This window comes from Streptosporangium sp. LJ11, assembly GCF_051918945.1.
In the GTDB taxonomy this organism is placed as follows: domain Bacteria; phylum Actinomycetota; class Actinomycetes; order Streptosporangiales; family Streptosporangiaceae; genus Streptosporangium.
Map to the genome: position 1 here is coordinate 214,029 of NZ_JBPXMB010000009.1, position 25,599 is coordinate 239,627.

Here is a 25,599-nt window from a genome sequence, read left to right on the forward strand (position 1 = left end):
CCTCGATACGACACCCACGGTGCCGCGTTTCGAGCGGGCCGTCCGCCGGTTCCCCGGCCCGGGTCAGGCGGGGGTGCGGCAGGTGGGATGGCACAGCCGCCTGGCGAGGGCGGACAGGAAGACGTCGATGATCTCCTCCGGGCCCTGGGCGACGTGCAGGGAGCCGTTGGTGACGGAGGTGACCTGGGTGAGGGCGGCGCGGTCGAGGTCGGTGCCGAAGGCGAGGACGACGACCTGGACCGGCGCCTCGGGATCCCACTCCTCGCGCAGCGCCCGCACCAGGCCGGTGCCCGAGACACCCTTGCCGTCGTCCTTTCCCGCCGTGATGACGACGAGGGTGTTGTTCATGTCCTCGTCGTAGACCTTGGTCATCTCCCGGAACCCGGCGAGGATCGAGTCGTACAGGGCACTGGGCTCCTTGGGGGCGGCGCGCAGGGTGCGGGTCAGCTCCTCCAGGCGGCCGCGCCGGACGACCTGCCCGCCGTCGGGCTCGACGACCGGGCCGATGCGCACCCGCTCGCGCTGGTCCCTGCCCTTGGCCGAGGAGAAGTCCCACAGGCCCATGTGGGTGGAGTCGGGGAACAGCTGCAGGCCGAGCCTGGCGGCCTCCAGGGCGACGGTCAGCCTGGTCTTCCCCTTCTGCCCCCTGATCGGCTCCGCCATGTGCCTGCCGGTGTCGGTCATGACCAGGATGTTGGTCGGCGGGGCGAGCCTGCTCCACGCCTCCAGCGCCTCGTCGATCATGGCGGGCAGGATGGTCGGGCGGGTGCGAGGTGCCTCGGTGGGGATCTCGGGACCGGGCGAGTGCGGGCCCAGGGAGCCGTCGGCCGAGCGGAACCCCGCCCTGCGGGCCCCCTCCTGGGTCTCCGGGGAGCGCAGCCAGGCGGCGAAGGCCCGCGACCCGCTCGCCTTCACCTCGTCGGAGGAGGTGACCACGTACGGGTAGTCGAGGTTGATCGTCCCTTCGCGGGGGTGCAGGGCGACCACCGGGTCGTCGGAGGGCAGGCGGTTGTGCGCCCACACCGCCGACTCCGGCACGATCACCACCGGCCGCTTCCAGAAGGAGCGGTCGTCGACGGTGGCGAGCATGCTCCGGTAGTCGGGCGCCGACCCCGCCTGCGCCCAGCGGACGAACGCGGTGAGCGCCCGGTCGGCCTCGGGGCCGCTGCCGACCACGTCCCTGGCCGCGGCCACGGTGGCGATCCCGGCCCCCGCGAGCGACGGGTCGGGGACGCGGACCACGTCGGGCTCGTTCTCGTTCGGCCGGATCCGGCCGCGGGTGGTCGAGGGGAAGACCATCCGCCAGTTCATGTCGGTCCTGCCCATGGCGAAGCGCCGGGCGAGGGACTTGCGGGTGGCGAACACCAGGGGCGAGGTCGCCACGACGGTCTCGGTTCCGGCCAGGTTCGCGGCCCCCTGCTTGCGGGCGAGGCGGATCCAGGCCGAGGAGTCGGAGATCCAGCCGTCGGGGCGGCGGCTGAGCACCCCCGCGGTGCCGCCGAGCAGGGTCCGCAGCACGGTGGCGGGTGGCTGCTCGGTCACCTGCACCAGCACGCACCGGCCGTCGACGCCCGTCCGGCTCCGGTTGAACCGCCCCGCCGCCTCCATGACGGCCGGGGCGATGTCGATGGCGGCGGCGACGCCGACCAGCACCGGGTCGCGGGCCGAGCACGAGTTCCCCACCCGGCCGGACACCAGGGCGGCACCGCCCACCAGGGCGACCGCGATCGCGACCGCCGCCAGCGACAGGCGCAGGCGAGCCTGACGCCGGCGCCGCTCGATGCCGGCGGCCACACGGTGTCGACCGGAGGAGGACAAACCCGCACCTCTCCCTACATATACCTACAAGGGAATGATGATTGTGCCCACGAACCTCTCACGAAAGACGGACAGACGTAGAACTCGTTATAATTTTGCCGACGGCTCCAGGGAGAGCAGCGGGAGGGCGTTGGGGCGGACGCTGCGGCAGACGCCGTCGCTCGCCCTGGCCGCGGCCACCCGTCCGGCGTCCGGCACGCCGTAGGAGGTGGTCCGCTGCCGGACCGGCCTCCCGGTCGGGGCGACCATGGCCTCGATCTCGCTGATCGTCTTGAACGAACCGTTCTCCGACCCGGCCATCCTGCTGATCGTCTCCTCCATCAGCGTGCCGCCGAGGTCGTTGACCCCGCCCAGCAGCACCTCGCGGCAGAGCCCGTCCTGGAGCTTCACCCACGAGCACTGGATGTTGGCGATCGCGCCGTGCAGCAGGACGCGGGCCAGCGCGTGCACGGCCCGGTTCTCCCGCGCCGTCGGCCCGGGACGGGCGATCCCCGCCAGGTAGATGGGCGCGCTGTGGTGGACGAACGGCAACAGCACGAACTCGGAGAACCCGCCGGTCTCCTCCTGGATGCGGCGGATCAGACGGATGTGCTGCACCCAGTGCGCGTGGTTGTCGACGTGGCCGTACATCATCGTGGAGGTCGTCGGGATGCCGACCCGGTGCGCGGTGGAGATCACCTCGACCCACTCCCTGGTGGGAAGCTTGCCCTTGGTCAGCACCCAGCGGACGTCGTCGTCGAGGATCTCGGCCGCGGTGCCCGGGAGCGAGTCGACGCCCGCCTCCCTCGCGGCGACCAGCCAGTCCTCGATGGACAGGTTGGTGCGACTGGCGCCGTTGATCACCTCCATCGGCGAGAACGCGTGGACGTGCATCTCCGGCACCCTGGCCTTGACCGCCCTGGCGATGTCGAAGTACGCGGTGCCGGGCATGTCGGGGTGGATGCCGCCCTGCATGCACACCTCGGTCGCCCCGGCCTGCCACCCCTCCCAGGCGCGGTCGGCGACCTGCTCCAGCGAGAGGGTGTAGGCGTCGGCGTCGGTACGGCGCTGCGCGAAGGCGCAGAAGCGGCAGCCGGTGTAGCAGACGTTGGTGAAGTTGATGTTCCGGTTCACCACGTAGGTGACGTCGTCGCCGGCCGCCTCCCGGCGCAGGCCGTCGGCGATCCGGCAGAGCTCGTCCAGCGCCGCGTCGTCGGCGCCCACCCCGTCCTGGTCCCCGGCCAGGTCCAGCAGGACGAGCGCCTGGGCGTCGCTCAGCCCCGCCGGGTCGCTCTCGGCCTGCCTCAGCGCCTCCCGCACGTCGCCCCGCACGATCGAGGAGGCGGCGGGCAGACGCTCCCTGAGCGCCTCCCAGTCGCCGTACACGTTGTCGAAGTCGTCGCGGCGGTCGGCGCTGCGGCCTTCGGTGTCGACGGCCGTGTGCAGGTCGACGCGGCCCACGGAGACGAAACCGCCGTCCGGCTCCTGCCAGGGGCGGCCGGTCGGGACCGCGTCCTCGCGGGCGAGCCCGGTCTCCGGGTCCGCCAGGGCGGCCACGTGCGCGTCGAGCCTCGGATCGAGCCAGGGCTCCCCCGCCAGCACGAACTCGGGGTAGATGGTGAGCCGCTCGCGCAGCGCGAACCCGGCGGCGGCCGTACGGGCGGCGAGGTCGTCGATCTGAGGCCAGGGACGCTCGGGGTTGACGTGGTCGGGCGTGAGCGGCGAGACGCCGCCCCAGTCGTCGATGCCCGCCCTGATCATCAGCTCGTACTCGGAGTCGACCAGGTTCGGCGGGGCCTGCACCCTCATCTTCGGCCCCAGCACCAGCCGGGTCACCGCGATGGTCGCGGCCAGCTCCTGCAGGTCGGCGTCCGGCATGCCGCGCATCGCGGTGTCCGGCTTGGCGCGGAAGTTCTGGACGATGATCTCCTGGATGCCGCCGTACTCGCGCGCCACCCTGCGCAGCGCGAACAGCGACTCGGCGCGGTCCTCGACCGTCTCCCCGATGCCGATGAGGATGCCGCTGGTGAACGGCACGTTCGTCCGCCCGGCGTCCTCCAGCACGCGCAGCCGCACGGCGGGGTCCTTGTCGGGCGAGCCGTAGTGCGCCTGCCCCTTCTCCTCGAAGAGCCGCCGCGAGGTCGTCTCCAGCATCATGCCCATGGAGGGCGCGACCGGCTTGAGCCGCTGCAGGTCCTGCCAGGTCATCACGCCCGGGTTCAGGTGCGGCAGCAGCCCGGTCTCCTCCAGCACCCGCACGGCCATCGCGCGGACGTAGGACAGCGTGTCGTCGTAGCCGTGCGCGTCCAGCCACTCGCGGGCCTGGTGCCAGCGGTCCTCCGGCCGGTCGCCCAGGGTGAACAACGCCTCCTTGCACCCCATCGCCGCGCCCTGCCCGGCGATCTCCAGCACCTCGTCGGGACTCAGGAACATGCTTTCCAGCTTGTGCGGCGCGGTGGCGAACGTGCAGTATCCGCAACGGTCGCGGCAGAGCCGCGTCAGGGGGATGAAGACCTTGCGGCTGTAGGTGATGATCCCTTGCCGCCCGACCGCCTCCAGGCCCGCGTCCCGCACCCTCCCGGCGTGGTCGAGGAGGGTCTCCAGATGTTCGTCCCGTGCGTGCAGCAGGACGGTGGCTTCGGCGGTATCGAGAGCTTTGCCGTCGCGGGCCCTGGCCAGAGCCCGGCGCATCGCGTTGTCGGTGGGGTTAGCGCTCATGACGGCACAGTACGGCGCGAGACGAACATGTGGGGCGGCGGGTGCCCCCTCGCGGGCCCGGGACCCGCCTCGGGCGTCGACCGCCGGACCGGGGACTCGACACTTCAGATCTGCTAAAGCGTACGGTCAAGCAAGTCTCGATAGACGTAAATACTTGCAGGTGCATAAATTAGAGATGTCCACAGGAACCCCGCGTCCGCGGGGAATCCACTCGGATCCTCCGAGGAAACCCCCTCGGACCCCACCCGGCAGGAGCCGAAAATGATCGCGTTTCTCATCGTCCTCGTCGCCGTCGCCGTCCTCGCCCCGCTGATCGGCGCCGACACGCGCGACAGCCTCGACTGGCATCGCGACGAACCGTCCCCCGGCGAGGGGGCGCTCAGAACGACCGGTAGTCGCGCACGGGCGTTCTCGGCCCGCGAGCGGGTGGCCGCACACCGCCCAACCCCAGCAGCCGGCTGACCCGGTGCCGGTGCCCCCGGTAGGGAGCGAGCAGCCGCAGCATCCGCGCGTCGTCCACCCGCTCGCCGCTGAGCGACCAGCCGACCAGCGACGGCAGGTGGAAGTCGCCCACCGAGACGGCGTCCGCGTCGCCGTGCGAGCGCTGGCGCACCTCGGCGGACGTCCACACCCCGATCCCGGGCAGCGCCCTTAACAGCCGATCGGCGTCGGCGCTGCCCTCGATCGCCTCCAGCTTCCCCGCGTGCCGGGCGGCGTTCGCGATCGTACGGGCCCGCACCGCCTCCGCCCCCGCGCGGTGCCAGTCCCACGACGGGATCGACCGCCACACCTCGGGCTCGGGGAAGACCCTCATCCCCTCGGGCGCGGGACCCGGCGCGGGCTCGCCGTAGCGGCCCAGCAGCCACCGCCACGCCCGCCACGCCTCGGTGGAGACCACCTTCTGCTCCAGCACGGCCGGGACCAGCGCCTCGAACACCCGCGACGTCCTGCCGATCCTGAGCCCCGGATAACGTCTCACCGCGTTCCGCAGCACCCTCGGCCAATCGTGGCCGGGAACGAACCCCGACACGTCGTCACCGGCGCCGAGCAGCGCGGGAAGCGTCTCCAGCATCCACTCCGCCCCCGGCCCCCACGCGGCGGCCGCCACCCGGCCACCCGGCCCGCCACCACCCCCGCCACCGCCACCGCCACCGACCCCGCCACCGACCCCGCCACCGACCAGGGCCACGCGCAGCGTCCCCGGCCCGTCGGGTGTGCGCGAGGTCCGCCAGAAGACCCGCCGGGCGCCGTCCTCAGGGTGGGGTCGCCGGTCCCGCGCCGGTGCGGGTCGAGGGCCAGCGCCAGGTCGACCGGCCACGGCGGGCACCACTCACGTTCCCTCACGAAGGTGCCCGCGCCGCGAACGGTCAGATGTCGCTGGAGAAGCGGATCGCGAACTCGGGGAGCACGACGCCCGGCCAGACCCGGCTGCCCGCGATCAGCTCGTTCCCCGAACCGACCACGGCGCCGTCGCCGAGGACCACGTCCCTCAGGACCGCTCCAGAGCTGACCCGCGCGCCGATGCCGACCACCGAGTCGACCACGACCGCGCCCGAGTGCACGACGCAGTCGTCCCCGAGCACGCTGCCGCTGATCTGCGCCTCCGACTCCACGACCGCGCGGGCGCCGATCACGGAACCGCCGGAGACCTTGGCCGCGGGCGAGATCATGGCACCGGGCAGGGCGAGGAAGTCGCCGGTGGGCCCCGGCAGGGCGGGCGAGGCGAGACGGCCGAGCACCAGGTCGCGGGAGCCCTTCACGAAGGCGGCGGGCGTGCCCACGTCGAGCCAGTAGGAGGCGTCGGCGTAGCCGAGCACCAGGGAGCCGTCCTCGATCAGGCCGGGGAAGGTCTCCCGCTCGACCGAGACGACCTCGCCCGCCGGGATCGTGTCGATCACCGAGCGGGTGAAGACGTAACACCCGGCGTTGATCCGGTTGGTGACCGGGGTGGGGGTCTTCTCCAGGAAGGCGGTCACCCGCCCGTCCTCGTCGGTCGGCACGCACCCGAAGCGCGAGGGATCCTCCACCTCGGTCAGGTGCAGGGTGACGGCGGCCTTCCTGGCGACGTGCGCCGCGACCTGCTCGCCGATGTCGTGACCGGACAGGATGTCACCGTTGAGTACCAGCACCGGAGCGTCGGGGCCGCAGGTCAGTGCCTCGGCCGCGTTGCGGATGGCCCCGCCGGTGCCGAGCGGGACCTCCTCCGTCATGTATTCGAGCGAGAGGCCGAACGCCTCGCCGTCCCCGAAGGCCTCGGAGAACATCTCCGCCCGGTAGGAGGTGGCGAACACGATGCGCCGCACGCCGAAGGCCCTCGCCTTGGCGAGCTGGTGCGCCAGGAAGGGAACCCCGGCCGTGGGCAGCAGGGGTTTCGGGGTGCCGAGCGTCATCGGGCGCAGGCGCGTCCCTCGTCCACCGACAAGGAGGATCGCCTCTAGATCGGGCAAGGGGGTCTCCATCATTCCGCGAGGTTAGCTCACTACTCGGCCGCGCGCTGGTAGGAGAGCAGGTGCGCCTCGGCCGAGGCGTCCCAGGTGAACTCCTTGGCGCGGGCGATCCCGGCCACGGACAGCTTCTCCCTGTGCTCGGGCGACGAGAGCAGCGTGCGCAGCGCCTCGGCGATGCTCTCGGCGTCGGGCTCGGTGTAGGCGACCGCGTCGCCGCCCACCTCGGGCAGCGAGGTGCGGTGGGTGGTGAGCACCGGCGCGCCACAGGCCATGGCCTCCAGCACCGGCAGCCCGAAACCCTCGCCCCGCGACGGGAAGGCCGCGACCACCGCCCCGCCGAGGAAGCCGCACAGGTCGGCGAACGACAGGAAACCGGGACGGAGCACCCGCACGGTCGAGGGGACCTCCTCCACCGCGGCGTCCACCTCGGCGTCGCGGACGCCCCCGGCGAGCACCAGAGCGGGCGGCTCCGGGATGTTCTCGACGGCGCGGACGAAGCCGCGGATCAGGTTTGGCACGTTCTTACGCGGCTCCAGCGGGCCGAGGAAGGCCACGTACGGGGTGCCGTGCAGGCCGAGCCGGTCGGAGGCGTGCGTGATCTCGCGTTCGGACGGCGGGTGGAACAGCGCCGGGTCGACACCGTGGTAGGCGACGTCGATGCGGGTCGGGTCGGCCGAGAGGATCCTGATCAGCTCGTCCCTGGTCGCCTTGGAGGGCACGATCACCCGGGCGGCGTGCCGGACCGCGGTACGGGTCGCGGCGCGGAAGAACGCCGCCTTGACCGCGTCGTGCTGCAGCGGCTCGGTGAAGCAGGTGAGGTCGTGAACGGTCGCCACGGTCGGCAGACCCGGGCTCAGCGGTATCGAGTAGTAAGGGGCGTGGATGACCTGGGCGCCGACCTGCCGGGCGAGGAACGGCAGACCCGTCTGCTCCCACGTCAGGCGCGCGGCCCGGTTGGTGATCCCGTGAGGCCCCGGCACGATCCGCGCGGAAGGCGCCAGGCCGGCGTATCTGGCGGCGTCGGCGCGCTGGCAGACGACCGCGAGGTCGGCGCCCGCCCTGTCCAGGGCGGCGACGAGTCCATCGACATACCTGATCAGCGCACCGCGATCGGCCGGAACCGCGGCCGCGTCGACGAGCACTCTCGGCGGCAAGAAGGATCGCTCCCCTCATGATCCACGGCGGGACGACCGTCCCCTTCCTCTGTTTACTCTATTGCCAGACTCTCCGGAACCGTGGGGGAAATCACACTGCTTTTCCCGAAGCGTGGTCCTTCCGGGACCCCTCGGCGCGGCGCGCGACCAGACCCGCGAGACCCGCGCAGAGAAGGTCCCCGAGGATGATCACGATTCGGGAGCAGAGCGCCGCCGCGATGGCCGATCCCTGGTCCAGAACCGGCGCCAGGACGGCCACCATCGCCACCTCGCGCACCCCCGCTCCCGCCGGGACGACGAACGTCATGATCCCCAGGCACCACGACAGCGCGAACGCGCCGATCGAGAACAGGACCGCGGGCAGTCCGGAGGATCCGAGGTCGTGGACGATCGCCGCCAGGTGCAGCCCGTACGCGATCCAGCCGAGCAGTGCCCAGCCCAGCGCGGTGAACATGCCCCTGCGGGTGAGCGGGCGCTCCAGCGGCTCGCGCCTGAGCTTCCGCAGCCCGAACCCGAGGACCGCGTTGACCACCCTCGGCTCGAAGGCCACCGCGAGCACCGGGATCAGCAGGAACACCCACGCGTACGGCGCCACCGACCCCGGCAGCGCCGCCAGCAGGGTCACCCCCGAGACCACCAGCCCGCTGCCGAGCTGCACCGGCAGCGTCAGGAAGAACGCCGCCGCGCTCCGCGACCGGGGCACGCCCAGCTCCCGGCCCATCTCCATCTGGGCGATCACCGGCCACAGCGAGCCCGGGATGTACTTGCCCAGCTGACCCACGAAGAAGACCTTCGCCCCGTCGCGCAGGGGCAGCGGCGAGCCCAGGTCGGCCAGCAACGCCCGCCACGTCATCATCCCGCCGCACAGCGCGGCGAGCACCGCGACCAGCGACAGCGCGAGCGACGTCCACGACAACCGGGCGAACCCCGCGCGGATCTCCTCCCACTGGCTCGCCACCACCCACGCGCCGAACCCGAGCGCGACGAGCAGGAAGGCGACACGGACCACACGCTTCAGGGTGGACCTGCCGGATCCGGTGCCCGCGGTCACCGAGGACCCGCCGGAGTCGTGGCCGGGTCCGTACCGGATCCGGCGGTCACGGCGCGTCTCCCGGCGCGATGACCGCGGAAAGGCCCACCGGAGGCCCGTGAGGAGCTCACAGGGGACGTACCGGCTCTGGCGGCCGGGGCAGGGAGGGGCCGGCCGGGCGGCGGTCGCCCTTGGTCGCCACCCACAGGTAGGTGGGCACCACCGGCAGCAGGGCCCGCAGCACCGGGCGGGGCAGCCTCGAAAGCACCCCGCCCGCCACCCGTCCCACCAGGCCGGGGAAGAGCTCGTTCCCGGCGAACGCGGCCGGGGTGGCGAGCACGGGGAAGGTGTAGTCCCACACCCGCAGGCCGCGCACCATCCTCCGCAGGCCCCGGCGGGTCCGGTAGCGCTCGTAGTAGCTGTCGGCCCGGCCGGAGAGGCGCACGTAGCGGTCGGCGAGCGCGGGCGGCAGGTAGGACAGGAACGGCAGCCTGTAGTGCGGCTCCATCACCCCGAGCCGGTTGCCCAGCCCCAGGTAGAGGACGCCGTCGTCGGAGAGCACCCGGCGCATCTCGGCCATGATCGCGTCCGGGTCGACCACGTGCTCGTAGATGTGGTTGAAGACCAGCACGTCGACCGAGCCGTCGGGGAAGGGCAGCGCGGTGCCGTCCGCGCACACGAACTCGACCCGCTCGCCGAACCTCTGGGACGCCCTGCGCAGGCCCGGAACGTCGATGTCGACGCCGAAGGTGTGGCTCGCGCCCGCCGCGGCCAGCTCGTCGGCGATGAAGCCCGCCGAGCAGCCGATGTCGGCGACCGTCAGACCGGCGAGGACGTCCTTGTCCCTGCCGAGGAAGTGCCCGAGCACCGCGACGATCTTCGCGGCCTTCCTGCGGCGCTTCTCCTCGTCCAGCATCGCCGCCTGGAACTCGGAGTACTCAAGCTGCGCGACCCGCTCGGCGCTCATCACTCGCTCACCGTTCCTCTTCTTCCCTCCGCGTGACGCGGTCCGCCGCCGCTTCGCCACGCCGCCCAAGAGTACCGGTGACCGGTGACCCTACCGCCGGGTAAGGGACCGTCGTAACCTGGGCGGATGCTCAGCCGACTGCGGTCAAGCCGCCTCCTCCGGGTGCTGCTCGCGCTGGTCGCGGTGGGTTTCCTCGGCTACGGCCTGGTCAGGAACCGTGACGAGACGGCGGCCGCGATCTCGCAGCTGTCGTGGTGGTCGCTCGGCGGCTCCTACCTGTCGGTGATGGCCGGGATCGGCGTCATGGTGCTGGCCTGGCGGGCGGTGCTGGCCGGGATGGGCTCGCCGCTCCCCCTCGGGAGCACCGCGAGGGTGTTCTTCGTCGGCCAGCTCGGCAAGTACGTGCCGGGCAGCGTCTGGGCGTACGCCGCGATGATCGAGCTCGGCCGCGACCACGACGTCCCGCCCCGGCGCATGTTCGGCTCCGTCTCCCTCGCCCTGCTGGTCTCCCTGGGCTGCGCCCTGCTCGTCGCGGCGGTGACCCTGCGCGAGACCCTGACCCGGGCGACCCAGGCGTGGTACCTGCTGGCGCTGATCCCCGTCATCGCCGTCTGCCTGCACCCCGCGGTGCTCACCTTCGGGCTCAACCTGGCCCTGCGGGTCGCCCGCCAGGAGCCCCTCGGCCAGGGCCGGCTGCTCAGCGGCAGGGCCGTGCTCGTCGCGGTCGCCCTCACGGTCACCGGCTGGCTGGTGTACGGCCCCCACCTGCTGCTCCCGATGGCCGACCTGGGCGCCTCGGGCGCCTCCCTCTATCCGGTGGCGGTCGGCGCCTACGCGCTGGCCTGGGCGACGGGCATCGTCACGGTGATCGTCCCCGCCGGGATCGGCGTCCGCGAGGGGGCGCTGGTGCTCGCCCTGGCGCCGGTGCTCGACACCCCCAGGGCGCTGGTGGCCGCGGTGGTGTCGCGGGTGATGTTCACCCTGGCCGACCTGAGCTGGGCCGGGATCGGCTTCCTGTGGGGACGCCTCTCCGGCCCCGCGGACCGTCAGCGCAAGGAGCCCGAGGGGTCGGAGACCAGCGTCTCGACGTAGGAGGCCCAGTACGGCTCGGGGTCGACGGCCTTGACCCCGGCGCGCAGCCGCTCGGGCTCGCCCGGCCGGTAGAACGCGGCCAGCGCGGCGCGCAGCCCCTCCACCGAGCCCGGCTCGACCAGCAGCCCGTCCACCCCGTCGGTGACGTGGTCGCCGAGCGTGCCCGCCCGGCTGGCGACGACCGGCACCCCGTGCTCGTGACCGAGCCACACCTGCTGGCTGGCCGTCCCGCTCCGGTAGGGCAGGACCAGCGCGTCCACGTCCGCGAACAGCCCCGGCACGTCGGCCGAGGCCACGTACCCCGGCCGCAGCTCCACCCGCCCGTCCAGCCCCAGCTCGGTGACGAGCGCCCTGGTCGTCTCCTCCAGGCCGCCCCAGAACTCCCCGGCGACCCGCAGCGACACGCCCTCGGGCAACGCGCGCAGCAGCAGGTCGAGCCCCTTGTACGGCCGGACGAGACCGAAGAACAGCAGCCTGTGGTGCACGCCCTCTTCCGGTCCGCGGCGATCGGCCCCCGGATCGGCCCCCGATGGAAGGTGCGGCGCCATCTCGGCCACCCGCACGGGCGTGGCCGCCAGGTCGCGGGCCTTGCCCGCCTGTCCCTCGGAGTGGACGAGCACCGCGTCCACCCGGCGCAGCAACGCCTTCATCAGCGGCGTGTCGTACGGCTTGCGCTCGTGCGGCAGGACGTTGTGGCAGAGCGCCACGACCCGGGTCCGGCGGCGCAGGCCGTACAGGATGCCCAGGTACGGCGGGACCTGCACCGGGCTGAGGACCGCGAGGACGACCAGGTCGGCGCTCCTGAGCCGCCTCCCGGCGCGGACCCAGCCGTCCGGGCGGCGCCAGTCGAGGTCGCGCCGGACGTGCGGGAACGGCTCGCCGTCGGGCGTCTCGGCGGTCTGCTTCCCCGGATACAGGAAGGAGGGGTACTGCGCCCGCCACGACTCGATCACCACGTCGTGCCCGGCGGCCCGCAGCCGGTGGGCGAGCTCGGTGGTGTGCGCGGCCCCGCCGCCCTTGTAGGGGTACGTCGGCCCGACGACGGCGATCCGCACTACTCGCTCCTGGAGCGCACGATGAGGTCGGCCAGCAGCGCCAGCGAGCCGATGAGCAGGCCGGACAGGAAGATCACGATGGTGTTGCTGGTCAGGTAGAACCCGTAGCGGACGATGTCGACGACGCCCTTGACCATGCCGATGCCGACCAGCCAGAGCGCGGGCGGCATGAGGACCTTGAGCGGGTTGAAGTACATGACCATCCGCAGCACCTGCAGGATGTAGCGGTAGGCGTCGGAGACGAAGCTGAACTTGGACTTGCCCGCCCGCTTGCTGTAGCCGATCGGCAGGTAGTAGACGTCGTGCTGGTTCGACAGGAACGACAGCGTGATCGTCGTGACGCAGGAGAACCCGGGCGGCAGCAGCCTCAAATAGGGCTTGGCGACCGACTTGCGGAACGCCCGCAGCCCGCTGTTGAGGTCGGGGATCTTCTGCCCGGCCAGCCGCTCGGCCACCTTGCGGATGAACCACTTGGCCGGGACCCGCAGGAACTTGTGCGAGCCCTCCTCGCTGGTCCGCGCGCCCACGACCTGGTCGATCGCCGGGTCCTTCTCCAGGATCTGGATGAGCTCGGGGATGCGCTCGTTGGGGTACGTCATGTCGGCGTCGGTCCACACGACGATCTCGCCGTTCGCCTCCTGGGTGCCGATCCTGCGCACCGTGCCGGAGCCGCCGTTGCGGTGGAAGGCCCTGATCCGCATGTTCGGGAACCTGGGCGCGGCCTCCTGCAGCCTGGCCAGGGTCTCGTCGGTGGAGAAGTCGTCCACCGCCACGAGTTCGTAGGTGTATCCGCTGTGGTCCATGGCCTCGCAGATGCGCTCGACCTCGGCGATGACGTGGTCCTGCTCGTTGTAACACGGCAGGACGATGGTCACGTACGGCGTTGCGTCCACGGCTGATCCACTCTCGGGCTCTCGGGCATGCTCTCGACGGGCGAGGATACTCTGCCCGGGCGGGGCCCGAGCGCACATCACCTTCTCAGGACGGCTTCCCGGTGTGGCTTTGGGCCGCTCCCACCGGACCGGCTCATTCCCCGCCCATACCCTCCGCGATGATCATTCACCGAATCCGTCAAGATTCTCGTCGGCGCGGGAGGCCCACCCGGGATCTCCGCCGGCGGCACAGCCCACAGCGGGCATGACTCTCCTGGGCCGGCGCGAAGAGACGACCATGGCGATGGGTTCTCCCCTCTCGGCGACGCTCAGCGCCTCGCCCACCTTGACGCGGGCGAGGACCTGACCGGTTCCGTGCGTGAGGTCACGCACATCCGCCGCGTGGTCGTTGAACTCATCGTCGGACAACGGCTCGCTCATGTGGCGATCGTAATTTCGAGGCGGCCACATCGGCAGGGAAACCTCTCCGACCGGCGTCGCCAGCCTGCCGAAAAGGTCATTCAGAGGTCGACGGCCGCTGCGCCGACCAGCGGGGCACGACGAACCCGCGCTCCGGTTCCCCGGCGGGCGACTCCTCGGCTCCGTCCCTCACGTGTCCCTGTTCGCCCGCGGGACGGTCATCCAGACGTCGGCGGCGAGGGACCAGGTGCCGTTGGGGGCGTCGACGAGGGAACGGTCGTCCTGGCGGGTGCGGAGGTTCATGATGTGGACGGGGGTGCCGTATCCGGAGAGCTGCCGGGACTCGGCGGCGAGCAGGACCGGGATGCGGCCGGCGGCGCGGACGCGGGCGGCCAGGCGGGCGACGTCGGCGGACCTGGGGATGTCGGAGCGGTAGATGGTGAGCCGGGCGGCCGGGAGACCGCAGACGCCCCGGACGACCTGGGTGAAGCGGGCGGCGGTGACGCGCTCGACGACGAGCACCGAGGCGCGCGGCGGGAGGGCCGCGCACATGGTCTCGACCGCGGCGAGCTCGCCGCGGTCGACCGGGCTGAACGCCGTTCCCCCCGAAGTGATCACCGGGGGGACGAGGAGGAGGACCGCGCCGGCCGCGACGAGGCCCCTGCGCGCCCCCTGGCCGTACCCCGACCTCCGCGCCCTGTCGCGCGTCCAGCGCAGCCCCCAGGCGGCGAGCAGGATCAGGCCGGGGATGACGACGGGGACCAGCCGCCGGGCGGCCCACGGGTGGTCGGGGGTGATGCCGGGCCGGTAGAGCGTGGTGACCGTGGTCCAGCCGATGACGGCGAGCGGCAGCAGCCAGCCGGGGGCCGTTCCCCTGACCAGCCTGCGCGTGAGCACGACCGCGGCGAGGGTGGCCAGGAGCGCCGCGGGAAGCCCGATGTACCAGATCACCCAGTGCGCCGAGTTCTCGTAGTAGAGCCGGGAGCCGTCGAGCGGCAGGCGGTTGATCCGCTGGACGCCCTTGATGAACTCCGCGGTCACCCGGTCGTCGTCCGTGACGGGCGGCCGGACCACGGTCTCCAGCCACGGCCGGGCGGCGAAGGCCGCCGCGACCAGCGCGACCAGGCCGGCGGCGATCTCGGGCAGCCTCGGGACACCGGCCACCCGCCGCAGCGGGGCCGCGAGCCGCGGGGCGAGCGCCGCCGCCACCACGGTGAGGATCCCGACCGCGCCGCAGATGGCCAGCAGCGGGACGACCGAGTCCGACAGGTAGTCCAGGTACGGCCTGGACAGCAGGTAGGCGGCGGCCAGGCCCAGCCCGGCCCCCGCCACCAGCCCGCCGAGCAGCGGCACGCCCAGCCGTCCCCCGTCGCGGTCCCCCGCCCGGCTCAGGGCGATGAGCAGCCCGGCGTAGACGAGCACGGGGAGCACGTCGCGCAGCCCGTCGATCCTGACCAGGACGGCCAGCCCGAACACCAGCCCCGCCAGGGCGGCCCCCGTCCGCGCCGCCCCCTCACCGGAGCCGGAGCCGGACCCGGAGCGGAGCCTGGCCTCGGCGTCGTACAGCAGGGCGAGGCCGCCGAAGAGCAGGACCAGGGACGGGATCTCGCTGAAGGTCGTCCGCGAGGTGTAGAGGATCGGGAGGCAGACGGCGAAGGCCAGCGCGGCGAGAGGTGCCCAGCGAGCCCCGACGAGCCGGGCGACGACCCCCGCGAGGACCAGCACGGCCGCCGCCCCCAGCACCGGCGGCACCAGCAGCAGCCCCGCGACGTCACCCAGCCAGGCGCCCACCGCGTGGAGCATCGGCGCCCCCGGCATGAACTGCGGCACGACCGCGCCGCCGGAGGCGTAGAAGCCCACGCTGTCGAAGTGGAGCGCCGGGTCGGTGCCGCCGAAGGCCCATTCCTGGGAGGGGATCGGCAGCGAGCCGTGCCGGGCCAGCCAGACGCCGTACTGCGCGTAGGTGGCGGGGTCGCGGCGAACGATCAGCTGCTCGCCGTGCAGCAGGCCGTTGAAGATCCCGGAGGCCAGGGCGGCGGCGACCACCCCGGCGACCTGCCATGCGGTCGCCTCGACGGTCTCCGGCAGGCGGCGCAGGCCGTACCGGCACAGCAGCGCGACGGCCGCCAGCCCCAGCGGGACCGCGACGAGCGGCCGGAACCAGCCGAGCAGCAGCAGCGGCAGCCCGGTCAGCAGCCAGCCCGCCAGGACGAGCGCGGGCACGACGGAGACCACGGCGAGCACCCTGCCCGCCGAGGGCCTGCGCGTACGGTCCAGCCAGCCGGTGGTCATGATGCGAACCGAGCGTAGTGCCACTTCCGGCCCGCACCCGGCACGCCGGGCCCGGGGGCCCGGGTCCGGGCGAGGACCGGGCGGGCACGAGGCCTGACAAGGACCCGGAACGGGGACGGGGACGGGGACCGAGGGCGGGGACGGGGGCGCGGACACGGGACCGGCGCGAGCGCGGGGCCAGGTCGAAGCCGGTAGCGTACGCGCAGCATTCGAGGAGGGGGACGAGTGATCGGGTGGGTGCGGCGGTATCGCGGGTTTCGGGGCGACCGCGAATTTCCTGACCGCCGCGGGCTCCGGGGCCGCCGCCTGCTCCTGGAGCACCGCTGGTTCCTGAGCGTGCTGGCCGCGGGGATCGCGCTGCGAGTGATCGCCATGCTCGGCTACCGGCCCGCGCTCTGGTTCCCCGACTCCTACACGTACGTCGTCACCGCGCTGAAACCCCGGCCCGACCTGGTCCGCCCCGCCGGGTACCCGATGTTCATGCGGCTGCTCGAGCCGTTCCACGAGTTCGCCGTCGTCGCGCTCGCCCAGCACCTGCTCGGGCTGCTGGTCGGCGTGCTGGTCTATCTCACCGCGCGGCGGCTGCGGGCGCCAGGCTGGGCCGCCGCGCTCGCGTCCGTCCCCTCCCTCCTGGACGCCTACCAGATCCAGCTGGAGCACCTGCTGGTCTCCGACACCCTGTTCGCGGCCCTGGTCATGTCGGCGGCCTGCCTGGCCGTGCGCGGGTCCGTCGGGTGGCGTACGGCGTGCGGGATCGGGCTGCTGCTCGCGGCGGCGACGCTGACCAGGACCGTCGGGCTGCCGCTGGTGGCCCTCTTCGCGGCGTGGTTGATCTTCAGGGAGCGGGGCCGGGTGCTCGCGGCGGGGGTGATGCTCGCCGCCGCGACGGTGCCCGTCCTCGGGTACGGGGCCTGGTTCTACGCGACGTACCAGCGGATCGGCATCGTGGGCGCGAACGGCGTCTTCCTGTACGGCAAGACGATGACCTTCGCCGACTGCGGCGTGATGCGCCCGCCGCCCGACCTGGCGGTGCTCTGCGACCCCCGCCCGGCGGCGCGGCGGCCTCCCGCGCAGGAGTACGTCTGGGCGCAGGACTCGCCGCTGGTCAGGCTGCCCGGCATCACCTTCACCCGGACGAACGACACGCTGGCCGGGCGGTTCGCGTCGCTGGCGATCCTGAGCCAGCCGCTGGACTATCTCGGCTCGGTCGCCTCGGAGCTGGCCCGCTCGTTCACGGTGGGCCGCCCGGTCTACCCGGACCAGGAGATCTACGACTACTACCAATTCCCGGCGACCCCGCCCGCGCCGCCGGGGCGCTATCCGGCGACGGTGGGCGCCGAGGCCGCGAAGCGCTACGAGCGGGGCCCGATCTCCACCCGGATCGTCGAACCGTACGCGGGCTGGATCCGTACCTATCAGGGAATCGCCGGACTGCCTGGCGCGGCGGTCCTGGTGATCCTGCTGCTACCGCCCGCGGCGGCGTGCGTCCGGCGCTTCCGCCCGGACTCCACGGCGTGGGCGCTGCCCTGGTCGGTGGCGGTGGTGCTGCTGGTGATGCCGGCGGCGGTGGCGGAGTTCGACTACCGGTACGTCCTGCCGGCCGTGCCCGCCGCCTGCCTGGCGGCCGCACTTGTCGTACGTAAACCTAATTTCAGTAACATTCCTACTAATGTCCGCATTTGAGTATGCTGGCCGCCGGATCCATCATGGCGGTGTCAGGGGGCGGTCTTGGCCAAGTTCGCATCATCACGACTCCTGGCGCGCACCTCGTGATCTACCCTTTGGGCTCGATGATCGAGCACGAGCACCGGACGACGCCGCCGCCCAGCGGGAGGCTCGTATGAGCGACCACCGGCAGACGGCCGTCAGGGACCGCCGGAGCGAACCCGCCTCCCACGGCCGCCGCGGCGCGCGGCGCGCGGGAGGGGACGGGCCCCCTCAGGAAAGCCCGCCGAGAGACCTCCCGACGCAGCCGGGGGAGGCGACGCCGGGGGGCAGGGGCCGCAAGCAGCGGCGGCTCACCGTCGGCGCCTGGGCCGGCATCGCGGCGACCGGCCTGCTGGTGCTCGGCACCCTGGGCGGCTACGGGGTCTACCGCAACACGGTCGGCAACTTCAGCGGTGTCGCGATCACCGGCAAGCTCGGCAACAACCGCCCGGCGGCCGTCAAGGGCGCGCTCAACGTACTGATCGTGGGCTCCGACACCCGCGAGGGCGACAACCTCAAGTACGGCCAGAAGATGGCCAACGCGGGCAAGCGCACCGACACGATCATCCTCATGCACATCGCCCCCGACCGCGACAAGGCGACGTTCGTCAGCTTCCCCCGCGACTCGGTGGTCGACATGCCCGCCTGCCAGTCCGAGACGGGCGCACCGGTGGCGGCCCGCACCGAGATGATCAACGCCGCCTACAACGAGGGCGGCATCACCTGCACGATCACCACGATCGAGGCGCTCACCGACATCCGCATCGACCACTTCGTCGAGGTCGACTTCACCGGTTTCAAGAACATCGTGGACGCCCTCGGCGGCGTCAGGGTCTGCCTCACCAAGCCGGTCGACGACAAGAAGGCCAAGCTCACCCTTCCCGCGGGCTGGCATCTCCTGGCGGGCGAGAAGGCCCTGGGCTACGTCCGGCTGCGCGGCTACGGCGACGGCAGCGACATCGGCCGCATCAAGCGCCAGCAGGTCTTCCTCAGCCAGGTGGTGAAGAAGGCCACCAGCAGCGAGCTGCTGACCGACCCCGGCAAGATGCTGAACTTCATCAACACCGCCGCCAAGTCCGTCCGGATGGACGAGGAGCTGGCCAAGGACACCGGCACCCTGCTCGAGATCGGGAAGAGCGCCCAGAAGCTGACCGCGGGCGGCGTCAAGCTGATCACCGTCCCGTGGGGCCCCCATCCCGACGACCCCAACCGGGTCGCCTGGGTGCAGCCGTACGCGAACCAGCTGTTCGCCGCGATCAAGAACGACACCGAGGTCACCCCGCCCCCGGACCCCAAGGCCAAACCGGCCGTCAAGCGCGAGCAGGTCAGGATCCAGGTGTTCAACGGCACGGACACCCCGAACAGGGCCAGGGAGGTCGCCGCCGAGCTGGCCGACCAGGGCTTCGTGGTCACCCACGTCGGCAACGCCCGCCCGGCGACCGGCAACGTGCCCACCACCACGGTGCGCTACGCCAAGAAGGACGCCGCCGACGGCGTCTCGTACGGCGACGCGCTGGCCGCCAGGCTCTCCGGCGACAAGCGCGCCCCGGTCGCGGGCAAGGTCAGGCCGGTCACCACCGAGAAGTACGTCCCGTCCGTGGCGCCCCCGCCCACCCCGGGGGGCAAGGCCCCGACCGGGCCGGTCATCCAGCTGATCATCGGCGCCGACTGGCCGGGCGTCCGCGCCCTCCCGAAGATCCCCGACGCCCTCACGGACAAGGTCGTCGACAGCAAGACCAACCCCTGCACCTGACGCCCCTTTTCGCGGCGGCCCGGCCGAACCACCGGCAGGACGGCCGGACCGGTGAGACGGCCGGACCGGCCGCCGTGGCCGGACGTGGCCGTGCGATCGGGCGGAGCCGGACGGTCGTTCGGCCGGCCGCCGTGGCCGGACACGGCCGGGTGGCCGGGCGGAACCGGACCGCGCGGACGGAGGCGGCGGCTGAGCCCGGCGAACCGGACATCATGCTCGGGCGGCGGGGAGTCACCGCCCGGGGAAGCGTCGGGAACCGGCCGTTCACCGCGCCGTGGACAGTCACGATTACCCGAGAACCGCCCGAATCAGAGTGCGTGCATGCGACAGAGGGCGCACAGTCGGTTTAGGGTTGGTCAAGGCCGCGAGGCGAACGCCTGCCCGCACCTCCGGCCCGCCCCCGGGCACCCCGCCAGTCTGCCCGACTACTCCCCGGTCTCCGACAGATAGCTGAGCCTTCCCCTCGTGAGCGACATCCGATCCTTCCAGGTGCCGGCCCCCCAGGACGACGGCGGTTCCGAACCCGGCTCCGGCGGGTCCACCGGCGGGCAGGGCCGGAGATCCGCCCCGTGGCCCGGCCACGCGCAGGCGTCCGGCGGATCCCAGCCCTCATGGCCGGAGCCGCCGTCCCCGGGTCCGGCCGCCTCCGGCCGGGCGTCCCGGCGCGACGCCGGGGACGACCGTGAGGAGAGCCCCGGCGAGGTCACCGAGTGGGGGGCCTACCCGGCGTACCGCGAGCCGCACGCCGGTGGCCCCCACGACTCCCACGACCCGCTCGACCTGTCCAAGCCGCTGAACGCCGAGCCGGTCCCCCAGGAGCCCTCGTGGATCCGCGAGGAGCCCGCGTGGTCCCAGGAAGGGCCGGCGTGGGCGCAGGATTCGTCGTGGGCGCAGGCGTCGTGGGCACAGGAGGACTCCCCTGCCCCGGTCCCGCCGCGGGAGGACTCCTCCCCGCCGGTCCCGTCGCGAGGGCGTGAGGGTTCCGCCCCGCCGGTCCCGCCGCGGGCGCGTGAGGATTTCCCCCCGTCATGGGCGCAGGACGGCCCCACTCCCCCGCAGGGCGCCCCCCAGGTGCCGGCCCCCCGGCCCGACTGGGCTCCGCCGCCCACGCCGCCGCGCGTCCCCCCGCCCGGGGGAGCCGCGCCCCCTCGGGCTCCCGGCCGGGAACCCGCCCCCGGATATCCCGGGGTCCCCGGGGATTCCCAGCTTCCCGGACGGCCACGGCTGCCCGGAGAGCCGCAGGCTCCCGTGCGCTTCCCGGACACGGGACGACCGCCTTCCGCCCCGCGGCCCCGTCAGGAGCCGCGGCCGGCCGGCGAGCGCCCCTTCTCCTACTGGGAGAACACCAGCAGGGAGAGCGAGCCCTCGTTCTGGAACCAGGGCCCGCAGGCCGAGCAGGAGCTGCGGGCCGAGCGCGAGCGCGAGCCGATCGCCGAGGAGGAGGCCCCGGCCCCCGCGGCCAGGAAGAAGCGCGAGCCCTACCTCGACAACGTGAAGTTCGTCCTGATCGCCCTGGTGGTGACGGGCCACTCGCTGGTCCCCACCCTGAAGGCGCACTCGGCGGAGGCCGCGTACCTGTTCATCTACATGTTCCACATGCCGGCGTTCGTGCTGATCAGCGGCTACCTGGGCCGCAACTTCTGGAACTCCAACGCGAAGATCAACAAGCTGGTCGACACCCTGCTGATCCCGTACGTGGTCGTGGAGATCGGTTACGCGCTGCTCCGCTACGGGCTTGGCCAGAAGTGGACGCTGACGATAATTGATCCGGCCTGGCTGAACTGGTATCTGCTGGCCCTGGTCCTCTGGCGGATCTCCACGCCCATCTGGACGCGGATGCGGCAGCCGCTGCTGGTCGCGGTGGTCATCTACATGGCCGCGGGCTTCTCGGAGATCTCCGGCGACTTCAGCATCGACCGCTTCTTCGGCCTGCTGCCGTTCTACGTGCTCGGCCTGCTGCTCAAGCCGGAGCACTTCGACCTGCTCAAGCCCCTCTGGGTCAAGATCACCTCAGCGGTCGTCCTCGTCGGCGCCGCCGGGGTGGCGATCGTCATCGCGCCCCACGTCCCGCTCGACCCGATCTACTTCCGCTACAGCTTCAAGGCCATGGACATGACCTGGTGGCTGGGCTTCGGCGTGCGCGGCGCCGTGCTGGTCGCCGCGCTGGTCATGACGGTCGCGGTGCTCGCGCTGGTGCCCCGGGGCGAGACCTGGTTCTCCGACCTCGGCACCCGCACCCTGTACGCCTACCTGCTCCACGGCGTCGTGGTGGTCATCGCCAAGGACCAGGGCTGGCTGAGCTTCCCCTGGCTGTACGGCCCGCTGGGCGTGGCGGCGATCGCGTGCAGCTCGCTCGCCCTCGCCATCGTGCTGTGCCTGCCGGAGACCCGCAAACTCTTCAAGTGGATGCTCGAGCCCCGCCTGGTATGGCTCTACCGCCGCCCGTCCCCGCCCGCCGACACCACTGCCGCTACCACCGCACCGGCCGACGCCGCCCCCGCCGCCAAGGAGAGTTCAGCGTCAGTTACCCGGTAATTCACCCCACACATCCGGTGATGACGGAACGAACGCTCAGCATCGGGATATGCGGGTATGCGTCGCGACAATCGCTCATCACCCAGAGGACGCCCGGATCATGCATCGGCAGATCCGGTCGCTCCTCGACGCCGGGCATGAGATCACCTACGTCGCCCCCTTCACCGACTGCAACGTCACCCCGGATCCCGGGATCCGGGCGATCGACGTGCCCCGGGCGATCGCCGGGCGCCGCAGGCGGGCGCTGAAGGCCGCCCGGAGGGCACTCGAACGCGGGGTGGAAGGCGCCGACCTGCTGGTCGTGCACGACACGGAACTGCTGTTCCGCCTGCCCAGGCGCCGCCCCGTCACCGTCTGGGACGTGCGCGACGACGTCGGGACCACCCTGGGCGCCTGGAGCACGGCCACCGGCCTCCCCGGACACCTGCGCCGGGCCCTGCCCGCGCTGGTACGCCGGGTCGAGGCCCGCGCGGAGCACCGCCTGCACCTGATCCTGGCCGAGGACTCCTACCGGGAGCGGTTCTCCGGCCCCCACCCGGTCGTGCCCAACGCCGCCTACGTGCCCTCGGCGCCGCCCGCGCCGCCCGGCCGGAACCGGGTGGTCCACGTGGGCCACCTCTCCGAGGCCGGGGGCGTGGCCGAGCTGATCGAATCGGCCCGGCTGCTGCTCCCGTACGGGATCAGGCTCGACCTGATCGGCTCGGCCGACGTCCGGATCAGGCCGCTGCTGCGGGACGCGCAGCGGGAGGGCCTGCTCGACTGGTACGGCTACGTGCCCAACCGGCACGCGCTGCGGATGGCCGAGGGGGCGATCGCCGGCCTGTCGCTCCCGCACGACGCTCCCGGCCCCCGGCCCGTACCGGCCAAGATCATCGATTACATGTCCCGGGGAGTCCCGGTGGTCACCACCCCCCTGCCCGCCGCGGCGTCCATGGTCGAGAGGACCGGGTGCGGTGTCGTCGTCCCCTTCGGGGACGCACGGGCGGTGGTACGCGCGGTGCTGGCGTTGCGGGACGACCCCGAAGGGGCGGCCGCGACGGGCGCGCGCGGCCACGCCGAGGCCCTGGCCCACCACAACTGGCCGGACCACGCGGGCGCGTTCGTCGGGCGGCTGGAGGAATGGGCGGGCAAACCAGTGACGTCCGGCCTGGAGATTGGTGTACTGGAGGCATGGCACGCCATCTGATTCAGGGGCGCGAGGTCACCATGCCGGTCCGCGTCCGCGACGTCATGGTCTGCAGCGCGTCCTACCTGGTCAGGGCGGACGCCGCGCGGGCGGTGATCGCCTACTCGCACCTGGACGTCGCCGAGGTGCTGCCCCGCAAGGCTCTGTGCACGCTGGTGTTCGCCGACTATCTCGACAGTGACCTGGGCTGCTACCACGAGTTCGGCGTCGCCTTCCTGGCCAGGCCTCCCGGCTCCGGCCACGTTCCCGGCGGGGGGCTGCGCGCGAACCTGGCCGAGCTGCACCGCACCGGCGCCGGGGCGTTCGTCCACTGGCTCCCTGTCGACCAGGGCTTCACCCTGGAGGCGGGTCGCGCCATCTGGGGCTTCCCCAAGGAACTCGCCGACATCGACCTGCGCATGTCCTCCCCCTACAAACGGTGCATCGTGCGCAAGGACGGCCGCCTGGTGCTGGACCTGCTGATCAAACCGGGCGTCCCGGTGCCGGGCACCGGCATGATGACCCCCCTCGACGCCTACAGCCACCTGGACGGCGTCACCCGCCGCATCCCCTGGTCGCTGTCCCCCCGGGGGATCCGCACGCGTCCCGGCGGCGCTCTCATCCGCCTGGGCAACCATCCGATCGCCAAGGAGCTGAGCGAGCTCGGCCTGCCCAAGCGCGCCCTGGTGACGAGCACGGTCTCGCACCTGGCCATGACGCTCGGCGAGGCGAAGGAACCCTGACGGCCCTGATAGCCCGGGCAGGAGCCGCGTGCGGGATCAGGCGTCGAGCTCCAGCAGGGGCAGCTCGGCCCTCGTCGGCAGGCCCTGCCAGTCGCTGGGCCCCGACGAGGCGAAGGCCGCGAGCAGGCCGCCCCGGCGCAACCGGTCGGCCGGGTGCAGACCTTCCAGCAGCGCGCTGAGATAACCCGCGACGAAGGCGTCCCCGGAGCCGTTGGGGTCGACCACGGGCGTGGAGAGGCTCGCGGCGTCGTGGCGGACGCCGTCGACCCGCACGCTCGCCCCCCGGGCGCCGCGGGTCACGATGACCTCGCGATCCCCGGTGAGCGCGGGCTTGACCAGGTCGAGCTCGGTCTGCCGGACGAACAGCACGTCGGCCGAGCAGGCCAGCACGCTGAGGATCTCCTCGGCCTCGCGCAGGTCGGGCCAGAGCTGGTCGTGGTAGTCGATCGCCACCGAGACCGCGACCCCGGCGGTCCGCGCGGCGCGTACGGCGGCGTGCATGGCGTCGCGCGCGCTCAGCGCGGCGGTGATCCCGCTGACGTGCAGGACGCGGGAGGCCGCGATCCGGTCCACCGGAACGTTCCCCTGGGCGAGCCTGACGCCGGTGCGGTAGTACGTGACCCTGGACGCCTGGCCGAGCCGCGACTCCTTCAGGAGGATCCCGGTCGGGGACCCCTCGTCCACCCGTGCGTCGGAGACGTCCACGCCCTCGCCGCGCAGCGCGGTGAGGATCCTGGCCCCCAGCTCGTCGCCGCCGACCTTGCCCAGCCAGCCCACCCGGTGGCCGAGCCGGGACAGCCCGACCGCGACGGTGAACTCGGCCCCGGCGACGTCCAGCCTGGCCTCGTGCTCGTGGCGGATCCGGCCGCTGGTGACGACGCCGAACGCCTCGCCGAGGGTGTAAACGTCCACTGCGGATCGGGGATCAGACGATCGGCGGGCGACCGAGGCGGAGCATGCGCCAGGCGGTGTTCCAGCCCATGGGACGGCGCTCGCCCGCGGGCTCGCGGAGCCCCTCGGTGAAGCCCTTGAACCAGGCGCGCAGGGCCGGCCCGGAGCGCTCGCGGACCAGGGTCAGCACGATCCAGTTGAGGAGGTAGAGCCCGGCCAGCGCCCAGGGAAGGTTACGGCGGGCCAGCCAGACCCGGTTGCGGGCGTTGAGGCGGTAGAAGTCGGTGTGCCGGGTCGGGGGGACCTGCGGGTGGTACATGACCGTCTGGGCGTCGTACTCGATGCGGTAGCCCTCACCGAGGAGCCGCCAGGCCAGGTCGGTCTCCTCGTGGGCGTAGAAGAAACGCTCGGGGAGACCGCCGACCTGGAGGAAGGCCGAGCGGCGGATGGCGCACGCGCCGCCCAGGAAGGTGGTGACCGGGGAGGACCGCTCGGGGTCGCCCGCGCGCAGGCGGGGGACGTGGCGGCGCTGGCCGATGCCGCCGTCGGGGTCCTTCACCCTGAAGGAGACGACCGCGAGGTCGTGCTCGGTGGAGAAGCGCTCCCGCAGGTGGGAGACGAGCCCCATGTCGGCGTACCAGCCGTCGTCGTCGAGGAAGAGGACGACGTCGCCCGAGCACTCCTCGACGCCGCGGTTGCGGCCCGCGGGAATGCCCGCGTTGTGGTTCAGCCGCACGCTCCTGATCGAGGCCGAGGATCCCGGGGGCACGGTGGCCGACAGCTCGGGAACGTCCGTGCCGTTGCCGACGATGACCACCTCGACGTCACCGTCGACCTGGTTCAGCGCGGACTCGACCGCCCGGTCCAGCTCGGGGACCCGGTTGCCCATGGTGAGGATGACGCACGAGATCTTCAACGGGTCATCGTCCTGACGCGTCGAGAGCACGTACGGAGCATACTT

The 25,599-nt window shown here is 72.5% G+C and carries 19 protein-coding genes; 6 read left to right on the top strand and 13 right to left on the bottom strand.

Features of this window, described 5'->3' with window-relative positions:
• Positions 1-63: 63 nt before the first annotated feature.
• The 7 genes from ACTOQ3_RS15865 to ACTOQ3_RS15895 form a co-directional block, all read right to left on the bottom strand.
• Entirely contained in the window at positions 64-1,794 is a 1,731-nt protein-coding gene (locus ACTOQ3_RS15865) for a substrate-binding and VWA domain-containing protein (RefSeq protein WP_440084133.1), read from the bottom strand.
• 111 nt (positions 1,795-1,905) lie between these two features.
• Positions 1,906-4,515 carry a bifunctional FO biosynthesis protein CofGH gene (locus ACTOQ3_RS15870; RefSeq protein WP_440084134.1) on the bottom strand — a complete coding sequence of 870 codons (2,610 nt, stop codon included), beginning with the start codon at positions 4,513-4,515 and terminating at the stop codon, positions 1,906-1,908.
• A 379-nt stretch (positions 4,516-4,894) separates the two neighbouring features.
• Entirely contained in the window at positions 4,895-5,704 is an 810-nt protein-coding gene (locus ACTOQ3_RS15875) for a DNA-3-methyladenine glycosylase family protein (protein WP_440084135.1), read from the bottom strand.
• Positions 5,705-5,882: 178 nt separating this feature from the next.
• Positions 5,883-6,962, bottom strand: a complete 1,080-nt coding sequence (locus tag ACTOQ3_RS15880; RefSeq protein WP_440084136.1) for a sugar phosphate nucleotidyltransferase — start codon at positions 6,960-6,962, stop codon at positions 5,883-5,885.
• A 32-nt stretch (positions 6,963-6,994) separates the two neighbouring features.
• Positions 6,995-8,116 carry a glycosyltransferase family 4 protein gene (locus tag ACTOQ3_RS15885; protein ID WP_440084137.1) on the bottom strand — a complete coding sequence of 374 codons (1,122 nt, stop codon included), beginning with the start codon at positions 8,114-8,116 and terminating at the stop codon, positions 6,995-6,997.
• A 91-nt stretch (positions 8,117-8,207) separates the two neighbouring features.
• Complete coding sequence (locus ACTOQ3_RS15890; protein WP_440084138.1) at positions 8,208-9,125, bottom strand: lysylphosphatidylglycerol synthase domain-containing protein; 918 nt, start codon at positions 9,123-9,125, stop codon at positions 8,208-8,210.
• A gap of 148 nt (positions 9,126-9,273) precedes the next feature.
• Positions 9,274-10,113 (bottom strand): class I SAM-dependent methyltransferase, encoded by an 840-nt coding sequence (locus ACTOQ3_RS15895; RefSeq protein ID WP_440084139.1) that lies wholly within the window; start codon positions 10,111-10,113, stop codon positions 9,274-9,276.
• A gap of 126 nt (positions 10,114-10,239) precedes the next feature.
• On the opposite strand from ACTOQ3_RS15895, the gene ACTOQ3_RS15900 reads away from it, so the two are divergent.
• Entirely contained in the window at positions 10,240-11,205 is a 966-nt protein-coding gene (locus ACTOQ3_RS15900) for a lysylphosphatidylglycerol synthase domain-containing protein (protein WP_440084140.1), read from the top strand.
• Here the strand turns inward: ACTOQ3_RS15900 and ACTOQ3_RS15905 are convergent.
• The 4 genes from ACTOQ3_RS15905 to ACTOQ3_RS15920 form a co-directional block, all read right to left on the bottom strand.
• Entirely contained in the window at positions 11,160-12,260 is a 1,101-nt protein-coding gene (locus tag ACTOQ3_RS15905; protein WP_440084141.1) for a glycosyltransferase family 4 protein, read from the bottom strand. The two genes, ACTOQ3_RS15900 and ACTOQ3_RS15905, sit on opposite strands and share 46 nt — an antisense overlap.
• Positions 12,260-13,153, bottom strand: coding sequence for a glycosyltransferase family 2 protein (locus ACTOQ3_RS15910; protein ID WP_440084142.1), 894 nt, complete (start codon positions 13,151-13,153; stop codon positions 12,260-12,262). Before ACTOQ3_RS15910 ends, ACTOQ3_RS15905 begins: the two co-directional genes overlap by 1 nt.
• A gap of 162 nt (positions 13,154-13,315) precedes the next feature.
• Positions 13,316-13,573, bottom strand: coding sequence for a type II toxin-antitoxin system Phd/YefM family antitoxin (locus ACTOQ3_RS15915; RefSeq protein ID WP_440084143.1), 258 nt, complete (start codon positions 13,571-13,573; stop codon positions 13,316-13,318).
• Positions 13,574-13,741: 168 nt separating this feature from the next.
• Complete coding sequence (locus ACTOQ3_RS15920; RefSeq protein WP_440084144.1) at positions 13,742-15,844, bottom strand: hypothetical protein; 2,103 nt, start codon at positions 15,842-15,844, stop codon at positions 13,742-13,744.
• Between the two features lie 225 nt (positions 15,845-16,069).
• Here ACTOQ3_RS15920 and ACTOQ3_RS15925 point away from each other — a divergent pair, with 225 nt between their 5' ends.
• The 5 genes from ACTOQ3_RS15925 to ACTOQ3_RS15945 all read left to right on the top strand — a co-directional run bounded on the left by ACTOQ3_RS15925 (position 16,070) and on the right by ACTOQ3_RS15945 (position 23,747).
• A complete protein-coding gene (locus ACTOQ3_RS15925; RefSeq protein WP_440084145.1) occupies positions 16,070-17,527 on the top strand; it encodes a hypothetical protein in 1,458 nt (485 codons plus the stop codon).
• Positions 17,528-17,684: 157 nt separating this feature from the next.
• Entirely contained in the window at positions 17,685-19,304 is a 1,620-nt protein-coding gene (locus ACTOQ3_RS15930) for an LCP family protein (protein WP_440084146.1), read from the top strand.
• A 465-nt stretch (positions 19,305-19,769) separates the two neighbouring features.
• On the top strand, positions 19,770-21,839 hold the full coding sequence (locus tag ACTOQ3_RS15935) for an acyltransferase family protein (RefSeq protein ID WP_440084147.1): 2,070 nt from the start codon (positions 19,770-19,772) through the stop codon (positions 21,837-21,839).
• Between the two features lie 100 nt (positions 21,840-21,939).
• Positions 21,940-23,025 (top strand): glycosyltransferase, encoded by a 1,086-nt coding sequence (locus tag ACTOQ3_RS15940; RefSeq protein WP_440084148.1) that lies wholly within the window; start codon positions 21,940-21,942, stop codon positions 23,023-23,025.
• Entirely contained in the window at positions 23,010-23,747 is a 738-nt protein-coding gene (locus tag ACTOQ3_RS15945) for an acetoacetate decarboxylase family protein (protein ID WP_440084149.1), read from the top strand. Before ACTOQ3_RS15940 ends, ACTOQ3_RS15945 begins: the two co-directional genes overlap by 16 nt.
• Before the next feature lie 36 nt (positions 23,748-23,783).
• Here ACTOQ3_RS15945 and ACTOQ3_RS15950 read toward each other — a convergent pair whose 3' ends face one another.
• Positions 23,784-24,659: a sugar kinase gene (locus ACTOQ3_RS15950; protein WP_362839252.1), complete on the bottom strand. Its 876-nt coding sequence runs from the start codon at positions 24,657-24,659 to the stop codon at positions 23,784-23,786.
• Positions 24,660-24,672: 13 nt separating this feature from the next.
• Positions 24,673-25,554 (bottom strand): glycosyltransferase family 2 protein, encoded by an 882-nt coding sequence (locus tag ACTOQ3_RS15955; RefSeq protein WP_440084212.1) that lies wholly within the window; start codon positions 25,552-25,554, stop codon positions 24,673-24,675.
• Positions 25,555-25,599 lie beyond the last annotated feature (45 nt).